At 63.4% G+C, this 19713-nt stretch carries 16 protein-coding genes; 8 read left to right on the top strand and 8 right to left on the bottom strand.

The features are described 5' to 3' along the window. Window positions 1–76: 76 nt before the first annotated feature. The 4 genes from upp to ACGYLD_RS08335 form a co-directional block, all read right to left on the bottom strand. Window positions 77–718 (bottom strand): uracil phosphoribosyltransferase, encoded by a 642-nt coding sequence (gene upp, locus ACGYLD_RS08350; RefSeq protein ID WP_067263778.1) that lies wholly within the window; start codon window positions 716–718, stop codon window positions 77–79. A gap of 70 nt (window positions 719–788) precedes the next feature. Further along, entirely contained in the window at window positions 789–1979 is a 1191-nt protein-coding gene (locus ACGYLD_RS08345) for a phosphopentomutase (protein WP_271693105.1), read from the bottom strand. Beyond that, complete coding sequence (locus ACGYLD_RS08340) at window positions 1979–3283, bottom strand: thymidine phosphorylase (RefSeq protein ID WP_271693104.1); 1305 nt, start codon at window positions 3281–3283, stop codon at window positions 1979–1981. Before ACGYLD_RS08340 ends, ACGYLD_RS08345 begins: the two co-directional genes overlap by 1 nt. Window positions 3284–3287: 4 nt before the next feature. Further along, window positions 3288–3680 carry a cytidine deaminase gene (locus tag ACGYLD_RS08335; protein WP_067267269.1) on the bottom strand — a complete coding sequence of 131 codons (393 nt, stop codon included), beginning with the start codon at window positions 3678–3680 and terminating at the stop codon, window positions 3288–3290. Window positions 3681–3900: 220 nt separating this feature from the next. On the opposite strand from ACGYLD_RS08335, the gene ACGYLD_RS08330 reads away from it, so the two are divergent. Further along, window positions 3901–6174, top strand: a complete 2274-nt coding sequence (locus ACGYLD_RS08330) for an NADP-dependent malic enzyme (protein WP_271693103.1) — start codon at window positions 3901–3903, stop codon at window positions 6172–6174. A gap of 42 nt (window positions 6175–6216) precedes the next feature. On the opposite strand, the gene ACGYLD_RS08325 is transcribed toward ACGYLD_RS08330, so the two are convergent. Continuing rightward, complete coding sequence (locus ACGYLD_RS08325) at window positions 6217–6960, bottom strand: MipA/OmpV family protein (RefSeq protein ID WP_271693101.1); 744 nt, start codon at window positions 6958–6960, stop codon at window positions 6217–6219. 209 nt (window positions 6961–7169) lie between these two features. On the opposite strand from ACGYLD_RS08325, the gene ACGYLD_RS08320 reads away from it, so the two are divergent. The 3 genes from ACGYLD_RS08320 to ACGYLD_RS08310 all read left to right on the top strand — a co-directional run bounded on the left by ACGYLD_RS08320 (window position 7170) and on the right by ACGYLD_RS08310 (window position 11644). Next, entirely contained in the window at window positions 7170–9062 is a 1893-nt protein-coding gene (locus ACGYLD_RS08320; RefSeq protein ID WP_394402091.1) for a propionyl-CoA synthetase, read from the top strand. Window positions 9063–9287: 225 nt separating this feature from the next. Then, a complete protein-coding gene (locus ACGYLD_RS08315; protein ID WP_271693098.1) occupies window positions 9288–10382 on the top strand; it encodes a carboxynorspermidine decarboxylase in 1095 nt (364 codons plus the stop codon). 20 nt (window positions 10383–10402) lie between these two features. Continuing rightward, window positions 10403–11644: a saccharopine dehydrogenase family protein gene (locus ACGYLD_RS08310; RefSeq protein ID WP_271693097.1), complete on the top strand. Its 1242-nt coding sequence runs from the start codon at window positions 10403–10405 to the stop codon at window positions 11642–11644. A gap of 64 nt (window positions 11645–11708) precedes the next feature. On the opposite strand, the gene ACGYLD_RS08305 is transcribed toward ACGYLD_RS08310, so the two are convergent. Both ACGYLD_RS08305 and ACGYLD_RS08300 read right to left on the bottom strand, forming a co-directional pair. Further along, window positions 11709–11906 (bottom strand): CsbD family protein, encoded by a 198-nt coding sequence (locus tag ACGYLD_RS08305; RefSeq protein WP_067267282.1) that lies wholly within the window; start codon window positions 11904–11906, stop codon window positions 11709–11711. A gap of 123 nt (window positions 11907–12029) precedes the next feature. Beyond that, window positions 12030–12791 carry an NAD kinase gene (locus tag ACGYLD_RS08300; RefSeq protein WP_067267283.1) on the bottom strand — a complete coding sequence of 254 codons (762 nt, stop codon included), beginning with the start codon at window positions 12789–12791 and terminating at the stop codon, window positions 12030–12032. Window positions 12792–12972: 181 nt separating this feature from the next. Between ACGYLD_RS08300 and glyA the strand changes: the two genes are divergently transcribed. Together glyA and ACGYLD_RS08290 are read left to right on the top strand one after the other, a co-directional pair. Beyond that, a complete protein-coding gene (glyA, locus tag ACGYLD_RS08295) occupies window positions 12973–14250 on the top strand; it encodes a serine hydroxymethyltransferase (protein WP_271693096.1) in 1278 nt (425 codons plus the stop codon). Window positions 14251–14526: 276 nt separating this feature from the next. Beyond that, window positions 14527–14925 (top strand): cupin domain-containing protein, encoded by a 399-nt coding sequence (locus ACGYLD_RS08290; protein WP_271693095.1) that lies wholly within the window; start codon window positions 14527–14529, stop codon window positions 14923–14925. A gap of 18 nt (window positions 14926–14943) precedes the next feature. Here ACGYLD_RS08290 and ACGYLD_RS08285 read toward each other — a convergent pair whose 3' ends face one another. After that, on the bottom strand, window positions 14944–15318 hold the full coding sequence (locus ACGYLD_RS08285) for a hypothetical protein (RefSeq protein WP_271693094.1): 375 nt from the start codon (window positions 15316–15318) through the stop codon (window positions 14944–14946). Between the two features lie 53 nt (window positions 15319–15371). On the opposite strand from ACGYLD_RS08285, the gene ACGYLD_RS08280 reads away from it, so the two are divergent. Together ACGYLD_RS08280 and carB are read left to right on the top strand one after the other, a co-directional pair. Next, the gene (locus ACGYLD_RS08280) at window positions 15372–16157 is read left to right on the top strand and encodes an alpha/beta fold hydrolase (protein ID WP_271693093.1); all 786 of its coding nucleotides are present in this window, start codon (window positions 15372–15374) and stop codon (window positions 16155–16157) included. Between the two features lie 156 nt (window positions 16158–16313). Then, the gene (gene carB, locus ACGYLD_RS08275; RefSeq protein ID WP_271693092.1) at window positions 16314–19673 is read left to right on the top strand and encodes a carbamoyl-phosphate synthase large subunit; all 3360 of its coding nucleotides are present in this window, start codon (window positions 16314–16316) and stop codon (window positions 19671–19673) included. Window positions 19674–19713 lie beyond the last annotated feature (40 nt).

The following is a 19713-nucleotide window of genomic DNA, read 5'->3' as shown; positions in this document are numbered from 1 at the left end:
ACACTATCTGGTAGAACGATGCATCAGCGCGCGGCCTGAGTAAAGCACCGCGCGCCGATTAGCGAAACTTACCCGATCACTTGGTGCCGAACATCCGGTCGCCCGCGTCGCCCAAACCGGGGATGATATAGCCCTTCTCGTTGAGGGACTCGTCCAGCGAGGCCGTGACGATGCGCACGTCCGGATGCGCCGCTTTCATCGTGGCGACCCCCTCGGGCGAGGCCAACAGGCAGAGGAAGATGATATTGGTGGCGCCTGCCTCTTTCAGCAGGTTGATCGCCGCGACCGAAGAATTGCCGGTGGCCAGCATCGGGTCCACGGCGATGACCAGACGGTCTTCCATCGCCTCGGGCACTTTGAAGTAATACTGCACCGGCTGGAGGGTCTCTTCGTCACGGTAGAGACCGACAAAGCCGACCCGCGCCGAGGGGATCAATTCGAGCACCCCATCCATCAGCCCGTTGCCCGCCCGCAGGATCGAAATCAGCGCCAGTTTCTTGCCGTCGAGCGTCGGCGCGTCCATCTCTTGCATCGGGGTCTCGACCCGTTTGGTCGTCATCGGCAGGCCGCGCGTCACCTCATAGGCCAAAAGCTGGCTGATCTCGCGCAGCAACTGCCGGAAGACGGCGGTCGAAGTGGCTTTGTCGCGCATGATGGTCAGCTTGTGCTGCACCAGCGGATGGTCGACGATCGTCAGGTGATTGGGGGTATCGGTCATGCGGCAGGCTCCTTTATTTGCCCTGCTTCTAGCCGCACAAGCGCCCCGCTCGCAAGCAAAGGCTGCGCGGCTACTGCGGCACCTCTACCCCCAGATGCCCGGCGACGAGGGCTGCGACATCGGTAAAGCCGATATGCCCCAATGCCCCTGCCCCGGTCCCGGCGACCAGCACCGGCACCCTTTCCCGGGTGTGATCGCTGCCCGCCCATGTCGGATCATTGCCATGGTCCGCCGTGACCACCAGCATGTCGCCCTCGCGCAGCGCCGCGATCACCTTGCCGATCTCGGCGTCGAACCACTCCAACGCGCGGGCATAGCCCGAGACATCGCGGCGGTGCCCGTAAAGGCTGTCGAACTCCACGAAATTGGCGAAGGTCAGGCTGCCCTCTTCGGCTTCACCCACCAGATCATGCAGATGATCCATCAGCTTGGCATCCGGCCCTTTGCGCAGCTCGTCGATGCCCTGCATGGTGAAAATATCGCCGATCTTGCCCACCGCATAGACCCGCCCTCCGGCGTTCTGCACCCAGTTGGTCAGCACGGGTTTGGGCGGCGTGATGGCATAGTCGCGCCGGTTCGCGGTGCGCTCAAAGGCGCCCACTTCCCCGGTGAAGGGCCGCGCGATGACACGGCCCACCTTCATCTCATGCAGCCGCGGTGCGATGTCTTGGCAAAGCTTCAAAAGGCGGTCGAGGCCAAAGGTCTCTTCATGCGCGGCGATCTGGAACACGCTGTCGGCAGAGGTATAGCAGATCGGCCAGCCGCTTTCGCAATGCTCCGCCCCCAGCCGTTCGATGATCGCCGTGCCAGAGGCGTGGCAATTGCCCAAAATGCCATCGGTGCCCGCCAACTGCGCGACTTCTGCGGTCAGGGCGGCGGGAAAGGCAGGCGTCTCATCCGGGAAGTAATGCCATGCCCAAGGCACCGGCAGCCCGGCCAATTCCCAATGGCCCGAGGGGGTGTCTTTGCCCTGCGAAACCTCCGTCGCAGCACCCCAGCGGCCTTCGGGCGCAGCACCCAGCCCCGGTGCCTCCATCCCGCTGGCGAGCTTCAGCGCGGCACCCAGACCCAACCGGTCGAGATTGGGCAGCGCAAGCGGCCCGCTCCGCCCCTCTTCGGCCTTCCCCGCGGCACAGGCCTGCGCGATATGGCCAAGCGTATTGGCCCCGGTGTCCGGCAGATCGCCGTTAAAGAAATCCCCCGCGTCCGGCGCGCCGCCGATGCCCACGGAGTCGATCACGACCAAGAATGCACGTCCCATCAGCCGATCCTTTCCAAGATCAAATCCGGCGTTTCAACCGCCCTGTCACCAAGCGTGATCGCCGCCAGAACCGCCGCCTCTGCCGCATCCGCAGCCACGTCCTCCGCCGCATGGATCAGTGCCAAGGGCTGGCCCGCACGGACCTCATCGCCCAAGCGCAGCACTTCCGACAGGCCCACTGCCGGGTCGATCTGGTCCGCCTCAACCACCCGGCCTCCGCCGAGATTGACCACCGCCATGCCGAGTGCCGCGCCGTCGATCGCGCTAACGTAGCCACCGCGCGGCGCGGGGACTGCGCGGATCACGGGGGCTTTGGGTAGAATACGCTCCCAGTTTTCGGCGAAATCAGCGGGTGCGCCCATGGCGCTGAGCATCCGGGTGAAACGCTCCAACGCGCGGCCATCGCGGACCGCCGCGCGCAGGGCTTCGGCCCCCGCCTCAGCCGTCGCGGCCAAACCGCCATTGGCAAGAAGCCCGCCGCCCGATTCTGCCGCCACATCAAGGATCGGCCCCGTCGCCGCCCCGGTCAGCACCCGCATCACCTCGGCCACTTCCAACGCGTTGCCAAGGCTCGGCACCAGCGGCTGGTTCATGTCACTAATCACCGCCGTCGTCGGGCAGCCCGCCGCCGTGGCGGTGCCGCTCAGCGCTTCGGCCAAGGCGCGGGCTTGCACGAGATCCTTCATGAAGGCGCCCGAGCCCACCTTTACGTCAAGCACCAGCCCATCCAGCCCGGCGGCGAGCTTTTTCGACAGGATCGACGCGGTGATCAGGTCGAGCGAATCCACGGTCGAGGTCACATCCCGCACCGCATAAAGCCGCCGATCTGCCGGTGCGATGTCGCCGCTGGCGCTAACAATGGCGCAACCCACCTCCCGCACCACGTCGCGAAACCGCGCCTCTTCCAACTGCGTGCTGACGCCGGGGATCGCCTCAAGCTTGTCGAGCGTGCCGCCCGTATGCCCCAGCCCCCGACCCGAGATCATCGGCACATAGGCCCCGCAGGCGGCCAGCGCGGGGGCGAGGATCAGTGAGACGCAATCGCCCACCCCGCCGGTCGAATGTTTGTCGAGCACGGGGCCATCCAAATCCCAGTCCAACACCTGCCCCGAATCGCGCATCGCGAGGGTCAGCGCCACGCGGCCCTGCTGGTCCAAGCCATTAAGGCAAATGCCCATGGCAAAGGCCCCGGCCTGCGCGTCACTGACACGGCCATCGGCCAGCGCCCCGGCCATCCAGGTCAGCGCCTCTGCATCCAATGCCTCACCATGGCGCAGCCGCGCCAGAATGTCCCGCGCGCTCATGCGGTTAACCCTGCATATGGGCGGCGCCAAAGGCCCCCGGCAGCAAGTCGCCCATGGTGGTCTGCTGTTCCTTGCCCGCCACGGTCGCCATGGTCACGGATACATCCCCGCCCGAGAATTCCGCGAGTTTCTGGCGGCAACCGCCGCAAGGCGTCACCGGCATATCGCTGCCCGCCACGACATAGACCTCGGCGATCTCACGCTCGCCCGCCGCCACCATGGCGGCAATCGCGCCCGCCTCGGCGCAGGTGCCCTGCGGGTAAGCGACGTTTTCGACATTGCAGCCACTGAACACCGCGCCCGAGGCGGTGCGGATCGCCGCGCCGACCTTGAAATTCGAATAGGGCGCATGGGCGTTTTCCCGCACCAACACAGCCGCGTCGCGCAAATCAGTCATTAGGCTCTCCCTTTTCTCGGACTATAGAAAATTGCCCCGCCCTGTGCGATGCAAAACCACATGTCCCCTCAATCGCCTCTTAAAGCCCGCGCAAAATGACCTGCAAGGGCGACGCTGGGGCAAAGCCATCCGGCACCTAGACCGCCCCCGCCAAAAGCCGCTTTGCTTGCGCGCGAAAATTAGTTTAACGCTAAACCATTATTCGGGAGAAGCATAAAAGATGTCCGACACCCCCAACCTGCGCCAAGCTGCATTGGATTACCACGAACACCCCCGGCCCGGGAAACTGGAGATCCGCGCGACCAAACCGCTGGCCAATGGCCGCGATCTGGCGCGGGCCTATTCACCGGGCGTGGCCGAGGCCTGCATCGAAATCAAAAACGACCCCGACACCGCCGCCCGCTATACCTCGCGCGGCAATCTGGTGGCCGTGGTCAGCAATGGCACGGCAGTGCTGGGGCTGGGCAATATTGGCGCGCTGGCCTCGAAACCGGTGATGGAGGGCAAGGCCGTGCTCTTCAAGAAATTCGCCAACATCGATTGCTTCGACATCGAGCTCGATCAATCCGACCCCGAAAAACTGGCCGAGATCGTCTGCGCAATGGAGCCGAGCTTTGGCGCGATCAACCTCGAAGACATCAAGGCGCCCGACTGTTTCGTAGTCGAGAAGATCTGCCGCGAGCGCATGAACATCCCCGTTTTCCATGATGACCAGCACGGCACCGCCATCGTCGTCGGCGCTGCGGCCAAGAACGCGCTGCATGTGGCGGGCAAACGTTTCGAGGACATCAAGATCGTCTCCACCGGGGGCGGGGCTGCGGGCATCGCCTGCCTCAATATGCTGCTGAAACTCGGCGTGAAGCGCGAGAACGTCTGGCTCTGCGACATCAACGGGCTGGTCTATGAGGGCCGGACCGAGGATATGAACCCCAGCAAAGCCGAATATGCGCAGAAATCCGATCTGCGCACGCTGGATGATGTGATCGACGGGGCCGACCTCTTCCTCGGCCTCTCCGGCCCCGGTGTGCTCTCGCCCGAGATGGTGGCGAAGATGGCCAAACGCCCGATCATCTTTGCGTTGGCGAACCCCACGCCGGAAATCCTGCCCGATGTGGCCCGCGCTGTGGCACCGGATGCGATCATCGCCACAGGGCGCAGCGATTTTCCCAATCAGGTCAACAACGTGCTCTGCTTCCCCTTCATCTTCCGGGGCGCGCTGGACGTGGGTGCGACCACGATCAACGACGAGATGAAGATCGCCTGTATCGACGGCATCGCAGCCCTCGCCCGCGCCACGACAAGCGCGGAGGCGGCAGCGGCCTATCAGGGCGAACAGCTGACTTTTGGCGCGGAATATCTGATCCCGAAACCTTTTGATCCGCGTCTCATCGGCGTCGTCTCCTCCGCCGTGGCCAAGGCCGCGATGGAGACGGGCGTCGCGGCGCGGCCCATCGAAGACCTCGATGCCTATAAACGCAAACTCGATGGGTCGGTCTTCAAATCAGCGCTGATCATGCGCCCGGTCTTCGAATCCGCCCGCTCCTCCCCCCGCCGTCTGGTCTTTGCCGAGGGTGAGGACGAACGCGTGCTGCGCGCCGCGCAAGCGATCATCGAAGAGACGGTGGAGCGGCCCATCCTCATTGGCCGCCCCGAGGTGATCGAACGGCGCATCGAAAAGGCGGGTCTGAACCTGCAACTGGGCCAAAACGTCGATCTGGTGAACCCCGAGAACGACCCCCGCTACCGCGATTACTGGGAGACCTATCACAGCCTGATGTGCCGCCGCGGCGTCAGCCCCGACATCGCGCGGGCGATCATGCGCACCAACACCACCGCCATTGGCGCCGTCATGGTGCATCGTGGTGAGGCCGACAGCCTGATCTGCGGCACCTTTGGCGAATTTGGCTGGCACCTCAATTACGTCAACCAAGTGCTGGGCCGCGACGGTTTCCGCCCGCATGGCGCGCTTTCGATGATGATCCTCGAAGACGGGCCGCTTTTCATCGCGGATACCCAAGTGAACCTGCACCCCACCCCCGAACAGATCGCCGAGATCGCCATCGGGGCCGCCCGCCACGTCCGCCGCTTTGGCATCGAGCCGAAAGTGGCGCTCTGCTCACAAAGCCAGTTCGGCAATCAGGGCGAAGGGTCGGGCAAACGTCTGCGCGCGGCGCTGGAAATCCTCGACGCGGGCAATCATGATTTCGTCTACGAAGGTGAGATGAACATTGACACCGCGCTTGATGCCGAACTGCGCGCGCGGCTGCTGCCCTGCAACCGGATGGAAGGGGCCGCCAATGTGCTGGTCTTTGCCCATGCCGATGCTGCCTCGGGCGTGCGCAACATCCTGAAAATGAAGGGCGACGGGCTCGAGGTCGGACCGATCCTGATGGGCATGGGCAACCGGGCGCATATCGTGTCGCCCTCGATCACCGCGCGCGGGCTGCTGAACGTGGGCGCCATCGCGGGCACGCCGGTCGCGCATTACGGCTAAGACAAGACAAAGCGCCGCCCCGAAAGGGCGGCGCAAAGCCGTTTAGAACCGCCAAGTAAAGGCGCGGCTGACGCCAATGCGCATGGTCCATTGATCCTCTGACCCGGCCTGCGTGATCGGGCTGTCGGCGGCGTCATTCAGCAGGCGTTGATAGGCCACGGCCCCTTCCAGCGCCCAAGCGTCATCCAAACGATAGGTCGCCTCAACCTCGACACCAGCGCCGAGCAGACCGCCACCGGCCTCATAAGCGGCGAAGTTCGTGGTGGCGGTGTCGACGCCGTAATAGGTGTCAGCATAGGTGTCGTTGCCAAGGCTGAAACGCGGGCCTGCGGTGATGGTCCAGCGCTCATCGGGGCGGAAGATTACATCGGCACCGATGTCGCCGGTCACGCCTTCATGGCCGCCAAAGCCACGGCGCACCTTGCCGAAGACCTGCCAGTTCAGCTCGCGGTAGACCACGCCAAAGCCCAGTTCGACCGCCGCGTCGATATCCTCAAGCCCCGCAAGCTCCGCGTGATCGGAACTGTCACGCTCACCCAGATAGCGGAACGCGCCAGTGAAGCCGAAACCGGTCTTGGGCGCTTCGCCAATGTTGGTGCCGATCTTGCGCCCGCCCCATTCCAGCGAACCGAAGGTAAAGGCCAGATCCGGCGTCGCGCGATAGCTACTGGCGCCCGGATAATCCGGCGCCGCCCCGACACCGCCGCGCAGGGCGAAGTTGATGCTACGGTCCTGCGCCGCCGCAGGCAGCGCGGCAACAATGGCAAGGCAGGATGCAAGAGGCAAAGAAAGGGCGAGACGCATAATGGCAGGCTCCGGAAAAAACATTCGATTTCGACGCAATCTAGCATGACGCGCCACGACTGACAGGAACAATAGCGTTCCGCTTGCCGAAATCTTTCTAAGCGGCCAGAGTGACTGGAAATAATTGCGCGACAGTGCACCTATACCCGGCCCGCGGGTTTGCCGCACAGCGCAACAGGAGGAGGAACACCATGGGATATCGCGACACCTACGACCGCTGGAAGGCCGACCCGGAAGCCTATTGGCTTGAGCAAGCCGAGGCGATCGACTGGGACATCGCGCCGACGCGCGCGCTGTTTGACCGGGGCGACCATATCTATGAATGGTTCGCGGATGCCAGTGTGAACACCTGCTACAACGCCGTCGACCGCCATGTCGACCAAGGCAATGGCAAACGCGTGGCGATCATCCATGACAGCCCGATCACCGGCAGCAAATCCACCCTGACCTATGGGGAGTTGCAGGCCCATGTCGCCTCGCTCGCCGGGGCGTTGGTGGCGCAGGGCGTCGAGAAGGGCGACCGCGTGGTGATCTATATGCCCATGGTCCCCGAAGCGGTGGAGGCGATGCTGGCCTGCGCGCGCATCGGCGCGATCCATTCGGTGGTCTTTGGCGGTTTTGCCTCTAGCGAATTGGCGGTGCGGATCGACGATTGCAAACCCAAGGCGATCATCGCCGCCTCCTGCGGAGTGGAGCCCTCGCGGGTGGTTGATTACAAACCGCTGCTTGACGGAGCCATCGAACAGGCCAGCCACAAGCCCGACACCTGCATCATCCTGCAACGCGGCCAGAAACCCTGCGAGTTGAACCCCGAGCGGGACATCGACTGGTACGCCGCCCAAGACGGCGTGCGCCCGGCGCCCTGCGTGCCCGTGGAGGGGAACCACCCGGCCTATATCCTCTACACATCCGGCACGACCGGCGCGCCCAAGGGCGTGGTGCGGCCCACGGCGGGGCATCTGGTGGCGCTGAACTGGACCATGAAAAATGTCTATAACGTCGAACCGGGAGAGGTCTTTTGGGCCGCCTCGGACGTAGGATGGGTCGTGGGGCACAGCTATATCTGCTACGCCCCGCTGATCGCCGGGAACACCACCGTCGTATTCGAAGGCAAGCCCGTCGGCACGCCCGATGCGGGCACCTTCTGGCGGGTGATTGAGGAACATGGCGTGGCGAGCTTCTTTACCGCCCCCACCGCCATCCGCGCCGTGAAACGCGAAGACCCCGAGGGCGAAGAGATCAAGAAATACGACCTGTCGAGCCTGCGTGCGCTCTATCTCGCGGGGGAGCGGGCGGATCCCGATACCGTCGAATGGGCGCAGGAGAAACTGGGCAAGCCCGTCTACGATCACTGGTGGCAGACCGAGACAGGCTATACCATCGTCGGCAATCCGGCGGGGCTTGAGGCGCTGCCGGTCAAGGTCGGCTCCCCAACCGTGCCGATGCCGGGCTATGACGTGCAGATTTTGGATGAGCACGGTGACCCCCTGCCCGCCGGAGAGTTGGGCGCCATCGCCATCAAGCTGCCCCTGCCCCCCGGCACCCTGCCGGGGCTCTGGAACGCCGAAGACCGTTTTCGCAAATCCTACCTCAGCACCTTCCCCGGCTATTATGAGACCGGCGATGCGGGCCGGATCGACGAGGACGGCTATGTCTGGATCATGGCGCGTACCGATGACGTGATCAACGTCGCGGGCCACCGCCTCTCGACCGGCGCGATGGAAGAGGTCTTGGCCGGTCACCCCGACGTGGCGGAATGCGCCGTTGTGGGGGTGAGCGATGAGCTCAAAGGGCAGATGCCCATCGGCTTTTTGTGCCTCACGAAAGGCGTAGACCGCCCGCATGAGGAAATCGTCGCTGAATGTGTCACCCGGATGCGGGAGCAGATCGGTCCGGTTGCGGCGTTCAAACAGGCCGTGGTGGTGGACCGGCTGCCCAAGACCCGCTCGGGCAAGATCCTGCGCGCAACGATGGTGAAGATCGCGGATGGAGAGGACTTCAAGACCCCCGCCACCATCGATGATCCGGCGATTTTGGACGAAATCCGCGAGGCGTTGAAGGGCATCGGCTACCCGCAGAGCTAACCAAAAATCACATGGCGGTGGACCTTTGCCCGTCCGGCGCTACACTCAGCCCCACAGAAACGCGCGCGCAGCCCAGCCCGCGCGTTTTTTACAATTGCGTTGCTTGCGCAAAATATGCGAAGCGCCCCCGGAAATGCCCCCCGGCGGGGCCAACCACGACAGCACATTCAGTGGGTCTTTTCCCTCCCGGAGCTTGCCCTCCGGCCGCGCAGAAAGGTTTTCGACGTGCAGACACCCTATTACCTGATCGACAAGGCCAATCTCCGCGACAATATGGAAAAGATCGCCCGCCTGCGCGCGCTGTCGGGCGCGCGTTGCCTGCTGGCGCTAAAGTGTTTCGCCACATGGTCGGTTTTCGATTTCATGTCGGAGTATATGGACGGCTCGACCTCGTCGTCGCTCTACGAAGTGCGGCTCGGGGCCGAGAAATTCCCCGGTGAGACCCATGCCTATTCGGTGGCCTATGCCGAGCATGAGATCGACGAGGTGTTGGGCCATGCCGACAAGATCATCTTCAACTCCATCGGCCAGCTCGACAAGTTCGATGCGCAATCGCAGGGCCATATCCGCGGGCTGCGGGTGAACCCCGGCGTCTCCACCTCGGACTTTGATCTCGCCGACCCCGCCCGCCCCTTCAGCCGTCTGGGCGAGCATGATCCAGCAGCGATCGACGCGGTCGCCGAACGAATCAGCGGGCTGATGTTCCACAACAATTGCGAGAATGACGACTTCGCCCGTTTCGACGAGATGCTCACCCTGATCGAGGGGCGCTTCGGCGCGGTGCTGCATAAGATGGAGTGGATCAGCCTTGGCGGCGGCATCCACTTCACCGGCGAGGGCTATCCGCTCGACGATCTGGCCCTGCGCCTCAAAGCCTTTGCCGACCGGTTCGGCGTGCAGGTCTACCTTGAGCCCGGGGAGGCCGCGATCACCGGGGCGGCGACGCTGGAGGTCACCGTGCTCGACACGATGTTCAACGGTAAGAACCTTGCCATCGTCGACAGTTCCATCGAGGCGCATATGCTCGATCTGCTGATCTACCGCGAGCCCGCGAAGGTGAGCCCCGACAGCGGTGACCACGAATGGATGATCTGCGGCAAGTCCTGCCTTGCGGGCGATATCTTTGGCGAGTTCCGCTTCGATGCGCCGCTGAAGGCGGGCGACCGGCTCTCGTTCCAGGACGCCGCCGGTTACACGATGGTCAAGAAAAACTGGTTCAACGGCGTCAAGATGCCCGACATCGCGGTGCGCGAGTTGGACGGAACCACCCGAATGGTGCGCGATTTCGACTATGACGATTTCGCCGCCGCCCTGTCGTGACAAGGAAAGAGGTCAACACTATGAAACGCAATGTTCTTATCATCGGCGCGGGCGGCGTCGCACAGGTCGTGGCGCATAAATGCGCGCAGAATAATGACCGTTTGGGTGACTTGCATATCGCCAGCCGCACCCTCTCCAAATGCGAGGCGATCATCGCCAGCGTGCATGAGAAAAGCGCGATGAAGCAGGATGGCGTCTTCAAGGCGCATGCCGTTGACGGGATGGACACCGATGCCGTGGCCGCCCTGATCAAGGAGACCGGCTGCCAAATCGTCATCAACGTGGGCTCGCCTTTCGTGAACATGACCGTGCTTCAAGCCTGCATCGACACCGGTGCTGCCTATATCGACACGGCGATCCACGAAGACCCGACCAAAATTTGCGAGACCCCGCCGTGGTACGGCAACTACGAGTGGAAGCGCCGCGAGGCCTGCGCCGAAGCGGGGGTGACCGCGATCTTGGGCGCTGGCTTCGATCCGGGCATGGTCAACGCCTTCGCGCGTTTCGCGGTGGACGCGTTCATGGATGAGGTCAAATCCATCGACATCGTCGACATCAACGCGGGCAACCACGGCAAGTATTTCTCGACCAACTTTGACCCTGAGATCAACTTCCGCGAATTCACCGGCACGGTCTACAGCTGGCAGGAAGGCGCGTGGCAAGAGAACAAGATGTTCGAAGTGGGCCGCGAATGGGATCTGCCCGTGGTCGGCAAGCAGAAGGCCTATCTGTCGGGCCATGACGAGGTGCATTCGCTGTCGGCGAACTACCCGCAGGCCGACGTGCGCTTCTGGATGGGCTTTGGCGATCACTACATCAACGTCTTTACCGTGCTGCAGAACCTCGGGCTGCTGTCCGAACAGCCGGTGACCACCGCCGAGGGGCTGGAAGTGGTGCCGCTGAAAGTGGTGAAAGCCGTGCTGCCCGACCCGTCGAGCCTTGCGCCCAACTACACCGGCAAGACCTGCATCGGTGACTTAGTGAAAGGCGTGAAGGACGGCGACGAGGTCGAGGTCTTTGTCTATAACGTCGCCGATCACAAAGACGCCTATAACGAAGTGGGCAGCCAAGGCATTTCCTACACCGCGGGCGTGCCCCCGGTGGCCTTTGCGATTCTGATCGCCGATGGCACCTATGACACCGCCACCATGGTCAATGTCGAAGAGTTGGACCCCAAGCCCCTCTTTGGTTTGCTCGACGACATCGGCCTGCCCACCCGTGTCAAAGACGACAAGGGCGACCGCGCGTGGCACGAGGCTTAAGCCTCTCTTGAAACGCAAAAGGCGACCCTCAAAGGGTCGCCTTTTCTAATTCTGCCGACGAAACTCAGTATTTCGCGGCGAAGTCATCGACTTGACGCTCGGCCTCGTCTTTGGCGATGCCATAGCGTTCTTGAATCTTACCCACCAGCTGCTCGCGATTGCCACGGGCTTCGGCGATTTCGTCATCGGTCAGATCGCCCCATTGCGATTTCACCGCGCCGGTCATCTGGTTCCAATTGCCTTCGATACGGTCCCAATTCATCTCAGGTCTCCTTTCTTCGGCTGTTAAGACGCGGGAGGATACCGCTCTTGCAGGCTCAACGCAGGCGCGAAGTCAGGGTTCCGGCGGGCGCGAGGTGCGGCGGAAAGGCGCCGCCCTTCCCGGTCAGTTGAACTGTTCCGAGATCAACCGCTCTTCCAGCCCATGACCGGGATCGAAGAGGATCCGGTGGCTGACGCTGGGGTCCGAGGAAACTTCAACCGTCGTGACATCGCGGTGCGACTGGCCGTCGGCATCGGCCATCACGGGGCGTTTTTGCGGTTCTTGCACATCGAAACGCACCGTGGCCCGTTTCGGCAACAAGGCCCCACGCCAGCGGCGCGGGCGGAAGGCGGCAATCGGGGTCAGGGCCAAAACGTCAGAACCGATGGGCAGGATCGGCCCATGGGCCGAGTAGTTATAGGCGGTGGAGCCCGCAGGGGTCGCCACAAGTGCCCCGTCGCAAACCAGTTCCTCCATCCGCTGACGCCCGTCTATCGTGATGCGCAGCTTGGCCGCCTGCGGCCCCGCGCGCAGCAAAGACACCTCGTTGATCGCCAGCGCGGTCGAAATCGTCCCGTCGATATGGGTGGCGCGCATGACCAAAGGGTTAATCACCGCCTCTTCCGCCGCCGCCAACCGTGCTTGCAGGTCGCCCTCGCGGTAGGCGTTCATCAAAAAGCCGATGGTGCCCCGGTTCATCCCATAGACCGGCGCGTCCATGTCTTGGGTGCTGTGCAGCGTGTGCAGCATGAACCCGTCGCCCCCAAGCGCCACGATCACCTCGGCCTGACGCAGTGGCACATCGCCATACCGCCCGATCAAAGCGGCCCGCGCCGTCTGTGCCACGCTGGCCCGGCTGGCCACAAAAGCGATCTTTAAGGACATGTCAGCAGGCTCATTCCGGCGAAGTTTCCGATCATCGGCGTTTGGGGCCAAAACAATCACATTATTCCGTGCGCCACCAGTGTTGACGCACATATCTTGCAACCTGTCGGTTTACAGCCTTCACCTCAGGCCGGGTTTCCGATAGGCAACACGCGAAACCAGCTCCAATGAGGATCCCCTGATGTCCGATTTCTTCACCAAATCTCTCGCTGATTCCGACCCCGCCCTCGCCGCTGCGATCGATGCCGAACTGGGCCGCCAGCGCGACGAGATCGAGTTGATCGCCAGCGAGAACATCGTTTCGGCTGCGGTGCTTGAGGCGCAGGGCAGCATCATGACCAACAAATACGCCGAAGGCTATCCGGGGCGCCGCTACTATGGCGGCTGTGAGCATGTCGACGTGGCCGAGAACCTCGCCATCGAACGCGCCTGCGCGCTGTTCGATTGCCAGTTCGCCAATGTGCAGCCGAACTCCGGCAGCCAAGCGAACCAAGGTGTCTTCACAGCGCTGCTGCAACCGGGCGACACCATTCTGGGGATGAGCCTTGATGCCGGCGGCCACCTGACCCACGGGGCCAAGCCGAACCAGTCGGGCAAATGGTTCAACGCCGTGCAATACGGTGTGCGCAAACAGGACAACATACTGGACTACGATCAAGTCGCCGAACTGGCGAAAGAGCATCAGCCCAAGATGATCATCGCCGGTGGCTCCGCCATCCCGCGTCAGATCGACTTTGCCAAGATGCGCGAGATTGCCGACAGCGTGGGTGCCTATCTGCTCGTCGACATGGCGCATTTCGCGGGCCTCGTGGCAGCGGGTGAGCATCCCTCCCCCTTCCCCCATGCGCATGTGGCGACGACCACGACCCACAAGACCCTGCGCGGCCCGCGCGGCGGCATGATCCTGACCAATGACGAGGCGATCTCGAAAAAGATCAACTCCGCCATCTTCCCCGGCATTCAGGGCGGCCCCCTGATGCATGTGATCGCGGCCAAGGCTGTGGCCTTTGGCGAAGCGCAGCAGCCTGAGTTCAAAGCCTATGCCAAACAGGTCATCGCCAATGCGCAGGCGCTGTCGGATCAGTTGATCAAAGGTGGCCTCGACACCGTGACCCACGGCACCGACACCCATGTTGTGCTGGTCGATCTGCGCCCGAAAGGCGTGAAGGGCAACGACACCGAGAAGGCTCTGGGCCGCGCGCATATCACCTGCAACAAGAACGGCGTGCCGTTTGACCCGGAAAAGCCGATGGTGACAAGCGGCATCCGTCTCGGCTCCCCTGCGGGCACGACACGCGGCTTTGGTGAGGCCGAGTTCCGCCAGATCGCCGATTGGATCATCGAAGTGGTCGATGGGCTGGCGGCCAATGGTGCCGATGGCAATGCCGAGGTCGAGGCCAAGGTGAAAGCCGAGGTCGAAGCGCTGTGCCAGCGTTTCCCGATGTATCCGAACCTGTAAGCTCTCTGGCCCTCGCAGCGGTGCGGGGGCCACTTTACCCTCCGGCCGGGCGGCGCCCGACCGCGGTTGGGCATCGCAACCTGCGTTCCTACCGCTTTATTTCTCAACCATGATGTGCGGCCAAGGTGATGTGCCCGGCAGCAAAAGCGCCCGCCCATGGGGCGGTCGGGCGCTGCCCGGCGGCGCAAAGCGCCTTGATTCCGGGCGATCATCGCCGGACAGCCCCCTTGCCGATCCCCCCTCCCCGCGCCACATTCTCCTGCAAAGGAGAACCGCATGATCATTCACCCCAAGGGCAGCCGCCCCTCTGAACCCGGCCCTGACGATTACTTCACCGGAGAGGTCGAGATGACCCCGCTGATCTCGGCCCCGGCCCCTGCCCGCCTCCGCGGGGTGACGGTGACCTTTCAGCCCGGCGCGCGCACGGCGTGGCATGTCCACCCTCTGGGCCAGACCCTGATTGTTACCGAAGGCACAGGCCGCGCCCAGACCGAAGGCAGCCCGGTGCAGACGCTGAACAAAGGCGATGTCGTCTGGTTCGGCCCCGGTGAGAAACACTGGCACGGGGCCGCGCCCGACAGCGCCATGACCCATATCGCCCTGCAAGAGGCACAGGTCGGTGAGGCGGTCGAATGGATGGAAAAGGTAACGGACGCGGATTACGACCCCGCCTGAGCCCTTGGGCGCGGCGGCTTAGACGTAGCCGCGCCACCAAAGCCAGATCACGAAGCCCACGATAACCACAAGGATGTTGAAGGCCACCCCGGCCAAACGGTCAAGGATGATGCCGCACCGCCGGGCTTTGGGGTCGATCTCTTTCAAATGCGCTGCAACCCGGTTGAAGGCGGCCCAAACCGGGGCATCTTCCAACTGTCGGGCGATATGGGGATTGGCGACCAGATGCTCGGTCTTGCTGAGCAACACCCCGTCACCACGAATGCCGCGTGGCAGTTCTGGTCCGGCGCGGTGAAACGCCTCGCGTAGGTCACGGGCCTTGATGCGCAGACGGTCCTCGAACAGGGGGCGCAGCGCCTCGGCGCGGGTGTTGAAATCTTGCCGGTCAATCATGGGCGCATCTAATCGCTCTGGTCCCCGGGCTGCAATGCCCGTAATTTGCCCGCATGTTGAATTACACCGAATATGGCGAAGCCACCGCCGACCGCCCGACCCTGCTTATTGTCCATGGCCTCTATGGCTCTGGCCGCAACTGGGGCGTGATCGCCAAACGCCTCGCGGACGCGCGTCATGTCGTCACCGTCGACATGCGCAACCACGGCAGCAGCCCGCATCACGATACCCACAGCTACCCCGAAATGGCGCAGGATCTGGCCGAGGTGATCATGCATCTGGGCGGCCCGGTGGACATCTGCGGCCACTCGATGGGCGGCAAGGCGGTGATGATGCTGGCGCTGACCCGGCCCAAGCTGCTGCGCCGCGTGATCGTCGCCGACATCGCGCCCGTCGCTTACGGCCACACGCAGCAAATGTTCATCGACGCCATGCGCGGCGTGGACCTAAGCGAAGTCGAGCGCCGCTCGGACGCCGAGGCGCAACTGGCCTCAGCAGGGGTCGAGCGTGCGTTGCAGAGCTTCTTCACCCAATCGCTCGACCTGCCCGGCAAACGCTGGCGGCTGAACCTTGACGCGCTTGAGGCAGAGATGCCCAAGATCGTCGGCTGGCCCGAAGACGTCGATGGCCAGTTCACGGGGCCGACCCTGTTCCTCTCGGGCGGCGCCTCGGACTATGTGCAGCCCAAACACCGCGAGCCGATCAAGGCGCTGTTCCCACAAGCGCGCTTTGCCAAAATCCCCGGCGCGGGGCATTGGCTGCACGCAGAGAAACCGCGCGAGTTCGAAGCCACGCTGCGCATCTTTCTAAACGCCGAAGGGGCCGCGCCCGTGGGCTGACCCCTTCCGCCCCGGCGGATCGCCCCTGCATAGCGCCCGCAAAGGTTGAACAGACGGCCCCGCCCTTATTTCTGGGGCCGTCAAAGCCATTCCCCCCTTGCAGCCCGTGCCGCCATCCCTATAAGGCAGGACAATTTGCAAAATTAGGGGGCCGCCATGCCGAAACGTACCGACATCCAGTCGATCATGATCATTGGTGCGGGGCCGATTGTCATCGGACAAGCCTGCGAGTTCGACTATTCCGGCGCCCAAGCCTGTAAAGCGCTGAAAGAGGAAGGCTACCGCGTCATCCTCGTCAACTCCAACCCGGCCACGATCATGACCGATCCCGGGCTCGCCGATGCCACCTATATCGAGCCCATCACGCCCGAAATCGTCGCTAAAATCATCGAGAAAGAGCGCCCCGATGCGCTGCTGCCCACCATGGGCGGGCAGACGGGCCTCAACACCTCGCTCGCGCTCGAAGAAATGGGCGTGCTAGAAAAATTCGGCGTCGAGATGATCGGGGCCAAGCGCGAGGCCATCGAGATGGCCGAAGACCGCAAGCTGTTCCGCGAAGCGATGGACCGTCTGGGCATCGAAAACCCCAAGGCCACCATCGTCACCGCGCCCAAGCGCGAAGACGGTAAGAAAGACCTCGCCGCCGGCGTGAACCTCGCGCTCGAAGCGCTGGAATACGTGGGCCTTCCGGCGATCATCCGCCCCGCCTTCACCATGGGCGGCACCGGCGGCGGCGTGGCCTACAACCGCGAGGATTACGAGTTCTACTGCCGCTCGGGCATGGATGCCTCGCCGATGGGCCAGATCCTCGTCGACGAGTCGCTGCTGGGCTGGAAGGAATACGAGATGGAGGTGGTGCGCGACACCGCCGACAACGCCATCATCGTCTGCTCGATCGAGAACATTGATCCGATGGGCGTGCACACCGGCGACAGCATCACCGTGGCCCCCGCGCTGACGCTGACGGACAAAGAATACCAGATCATGCGCAACCACTCCATCGCGGTGCTGCGCGAGATCGGGGTGGAAACCGGCGGCTCCAACGTACAATGGGCGGTGAACCCCGCCGATGGCCGCATGGTGGTGATTGAGATGAACCCGCGCGTCAGCCGCTCCTCGGCGCTGGCGTCCAAGGCCACGGGTTTCCCCATCGCCAAGATCGCCGCGAAGCTCGCCGTGGGCTTCACGCTAGATGAGCTCGACAACGACATCACCGGCGTCACCCCCGCCTCCTTCGAGCCAACCATCGACTATGTGGTCACCAAGATCCCCAAATTCGCCTTCGAGAAATTCCCCGGGGCCGAGCCCAACCTGACCACCGCGATGAAATCGGTGGGTGAGACCATGGCCATTGGCCGCACCATCCACGAGAGCCTGCAAAAGGCGCTGGCCTCGATGGAATCGGGCCTCACAGGCTTTGACGAAGTCGAAATCGCCGGGCTCAACAGCGACCTGCTCGGCGACGCGCCTGAGAATATGGCGGCGCTTATCAAAGCCGTGTCGGCGCCCACGCCCGACCGGATGCGCACCATCGCCCAAGCGATGCGGCACGGCATGTCCGACGACGATCTACACGCGCACACCATGTTCGACCCATGGTTCCTTGCCCGCATCCGTGAGATTGTCGAGGCCGAGGAAGGCGTTCGCGCAAACGGCTTGCCAAGCGATGCCGATACCTTCCGCGAGTTGAAAATGATGGGCTTCACCGACGCCCGCCTCGCCATGCTGACCGACAGCCGTGAGGCACAGGTCCGCGACGCGCGGCTCGCGCTTGGCGTCAAGGCCGTGTTCAAACGCATCGACACCTGCGCCGCCGAGTTCGAGGCGCAGACGCCCTACATGTACTCCACCTATGAAACCCCGCTGATGGGTGAGGCGGAATGCGAGGCGCGGCCTTCGGACCGCAAGAAGGTCGTCATCCTCGGCGGTGGCCCGAACCGGATCGGTCAGGGCATCGAGTTCGACTATTGCTGCTGCCACGCCTGCTATGCGCTGACGGATGCGGGCTATGAGACCATCATGGTCAACTGCAACCCCGAGACGGTTTCGACCGACTATGACACCTCGGACCGCCTGTATTTCGAGCCGCTTACCTTTGAGCATGTCATGGAGATCCTGCGCGTCGAGCAGGAGAACGGCACGCTGCACGGCGTCATCGTCCAGTTCGGCGGCCAGACCCCGCTGAAGCTCGCCAATGGTTTGCAAGAAGCGGGCATTCCGATCCTCGGCACCACGCCCGACATGATCGATCTGGCCGAAGACCGTGAGCGTTTCCAGCAGCTTGTGCTGAACCTTGGCCTGAAACAGCCGCGCAATGGCATCGCCCATTCCGATGCAGAGGCGATGGAGATCGCCAAGGAAATCGGCTTCCCGCTGGTGATCCGCCCCTCCTACGTTCTGGGCGGTCGCGCCATGGAGATCGTGCGCGATCAAGCCAGCCTTGAGCGCTATATCACCACCGCCGTCGTCGTCTCGGGCGACAGCCCGGTGCTGCTCGACAGCTATCTCTCGGGCGCGGTGGAGCTTGATGTCGACGCGCTCTGCGACGGCGAGAATGTCCATGTGGCGGGCATCATGCAGCACATCGAAGAGGCGGGCGTCCACTCCGGCGACAGCGCCTGTTCGCTGCCGCCCTATTCTTTGCCGCGCGAGGTGATCGAAGAGGTCGAAGAGCAGACCCGCGCGCTGGCCAAGGCGCTTAACGTCGTAGGCTTGATGAACATCCAGTTCGCGGTGAAGGACGGCGAGATTTACCTCATCGAGGTGAACCCCCGTGCCTCGCGCACCGTGCCCTTCGTGGCCAAGGCGACCGACAGCGCCATCGCCTCCATCGCCGCGCGGATCATGGCCGGTGAGCCGCTGAGCAACTTCCCGCAGCGCCCGCCCTACCCCGATCAGGCCGCTTATGAAGACACGCTGCCCTTGGGCGATCCGATGACGCTGGCCGACCCCGATATGCCTTGGTTCTCGGTCAAAGAGGCGGTGCTGCCCTTTGCCCGCTTCCCCGGCGTCGACACGCTGCTGGGGCCAGAAATGCGCTCCACCGGTGAGGTCATGGGCTGGGACCGCGACTTCCCCCGCGCCTTCCTCAAAGCGCAGATGGGCGCGGGCAACCCGCTGCCGCGCAAGGGCTGCGCCTTCCTGTCGGTCAAGGATGCGGATAAGGGCCAGAACATGCTGGATGCGGCGAAGATCCTGCTGGACCAAGGCTTTACCCTCATCGGCACCCGTGGCACGGCGGAATGGCTCACCGCCAATGGCCATGCCTGCGATGTGGTGAACAAGGTCTACGAGGGGCGCCCCGACATCACCGATATGATGAAGAACGGCGAGGTGCATCTGGTGATGAACACCACCGAAGGCGCACAGGCGGTCGAAGACAGCAAGTCGATCCGCTCTATCGCGCTTTACGACAAGATCCCCTATTTCACCACCGCCGCAGGCGCCCATGCCGCCGCATTGGCAATCAAGGCGCAGGCCGAGGATGCGATCGGCGTGAAAGCGCTTCAGGGATAAGAAAAAGGGGCTGCCCATCGGGCAGCCCCTTTCGCATTTG

Origin of the sequence: Sulfitobacter sp. 1A12056, from assembly GCF_043558125.1 — a bacterium.
In the GTDB taxonomy this organism is placed as follows: Bacteria; Pseudomonadota; Alphaproteobacteria; order Rhodobacterales; family Rhodobacteraceae; genus Sulfitobacter; species Sulfitobacter faviae.
The sequence above is the reverse complement of the archived record's forward strand: the minus strand, read 5'-3'. Positions and strand labels throughout refer to the sequence as shown.

What these genes read in the sequence shown, in the direction of transcription:
- upp (WP_067263778.1), bottom strand. Translation starts at nt 718, where the DNA reads ATGACCGATACCCCCAATCACCTGACGATCGTCGACCATCCGCTGGTG.
- ACGYLD_RS08345 (WP_271693105.1), bottom strand. Translation starts at nt 1,979, where the DNA reads ATGGGACGTGCATTCTTGGTCGTGATCGACTCCGTGGGCATCGGCGGC.
- ACGYLD_RS08340 (WP_271693104.1), bottom strand. Translation starts at nt 3,283, where the DNA reads ATGAGCGCGCGGGACATTCTGGCGCGGCTGCGCCATGGTGAGGCATTG.
- ACGYLD_RS08335 (WP_067267269.1), bottom strand. Translation starts at nt 3,680, where the DNA reads ATGACTGATTTGCGCGACGCGGCTGTGTTGGTGCGGGAAAACGCCCAT.
- ACGYLD_RS08330 (WP_271693103.1), top strand. Translation starts at nt 3,901, where the DNA reads ATGTCCGACACCCCCAACCTGCGCCAAGCTGCATTGGATTACCACGAA.
- ACGYLD_RS08320 (WP_394402091.1), top strand. Translation starts at nt 7,170, where the DNA reads ATGGGATATCGCGACACCTACGACCGCTGGAAGGCCGACCCGGAAGCC.
- ACGYLD_RS08310 (WP_271693097.1), top strand. Translation starts at nt 10,403, where the DNA reads ATGAAACGCAATGTTCTTATCATCGGCGCGGGCGGCGTCGCACAGGTC.
- ACGYLD_RS08305 (WP_067267282.1), bottom strand. Translation starts at nt 11,906, where the DNA reads ATGAATTGGGACCGTATCGAAGGCAATTGGAACCAGATGACCGGCGCG.
- ACGYLD_RS08300 (WP_067267283.1), bottom strand. Translation starts at nt 12,791, where the DNA reads ATGTCCTTAAAGATCGCTTTTGTGGCCAGCCGGGCCAGCGTGGCACAG.
- glyA (WP_271693096.1), top strand. Translation starts at nt 12,973, where the DNA reads ATGTCCGATTTCTTCACCAAATCTCTCGCTGATTCCGACCCCGCCCTC.
- ACGYLD_RS08290 (WP_271693095.1), top strand. Translation starts at nt 14,527, where the DNA reads ATGATCATTCACCCCAAGGGCAGCCGCCCCTCTGAACCCGGCCCTGAC.
- ACGYLD_RS08285 (WP_271693094.1), bottom strand. Translation starts at nt 15,318, where the DNA reads ATGATTGACCGGCAAGATTTCAACACCCGCGCCGAGGCGCTGCGCCCC.
- ACGYLD_RS08280 (WP_271693093.1), top strand. Translation starts at nt 15,372, where the DNA reads ATGTTGAATTACACCGAATATGGCGAAGCCACCGCCGACCGCCCGACC.
- carB (WP_271693092.1), top strand. Translation starts at nt 16,314, where the DNA reads ATGCCGAAACGTACCGACATCCAGTCGATCATGATCATTGGTGCGGGG.